The sequence below is a fragment of the Roseibacillus ishigakijimensis genome (assembly GCF_016595415.1).
In the GTDB taxonomy this organism is placed as follows: domain Bacteria; phylum Verrucomicrobiota; class Verrucomicrobiia; order Verrucomicrobiales; family Akkermansiaceae; genus Roseibacillus; species Roseibacillus ishigakijimensis.
Map to the genome: position 1 here is coordinate 1 of NZ_JAENIO010000133.1, position 634 is coordinate 634.

Annotated in this window: 1 protein-coding gene; it reads left to right on the forward strand. The window is 59.0% G+C overall.

Going from position 1 to position 634, the window contains the following annotated elements; all coding sequences use genetic code 11:
• On the forward strand, window positions 1-242 hold a 242-nt coding region (locus JIN78_RS16900; protein WP_200393173.1), incomplete at its 5' end, for a coiled-coil domain-containing protein.
• Window positions 243-634: the final 392 nt, after the last annotated feature.

Below are 634 nucleotides of genomic sequence, written 5' to 3' on the forward strand. Positions count from 1 at the left end.
ACGATCTGAGCTCTGAGATCGACGATCTGAGCTCTGAGATCGACGATCTGAGCTCTGAGATCGACGATCTGAGCTCTGAGATCGACGATCTGAGCCGTGAGATCGACGATCTGAGCTCTGAGATCGATGATCTGAGCCGTGAGATCGATGATCTGAAGACTGAAATCATCGATTTCGGTGCTCCGATCAGCGATCACAGTCGTCCAATCGTGCGCCTCAGTGTCGGCTTCATTCGGCGGTAGGGATGTCTCGCCGAGACATCCGCCGACATCGCTGACGTTTCCTGCGGAAGACCGTTCCTGTGGCACCCTGCCGCCGGACCATCCATTCTCTCAAGTCGCGACAAAGGAGCGCCGACGCCTCGTCGGCCCCAGTGACCTCGTCGCGACGAGGACTCTGTAACCGGCGAGACGCCGATGCCCCCTGAATAGCCCCAAAATCGAGACCCTGTCTGTGGAGGTCCTGTCTGTGGACAGAGGTGACCACGCTCCTTTCCCGAGCCCCAACGGGGCATCCCATACCAGCCCAGGGCAACGCCCTGGGATTGTTGCCCGGCCATCATCCCAGCAAGACTGTGATCTCGCCACACCAACAATCCTGCTCGCAGCTGACTCCACTGATCACGAGAGCAGCC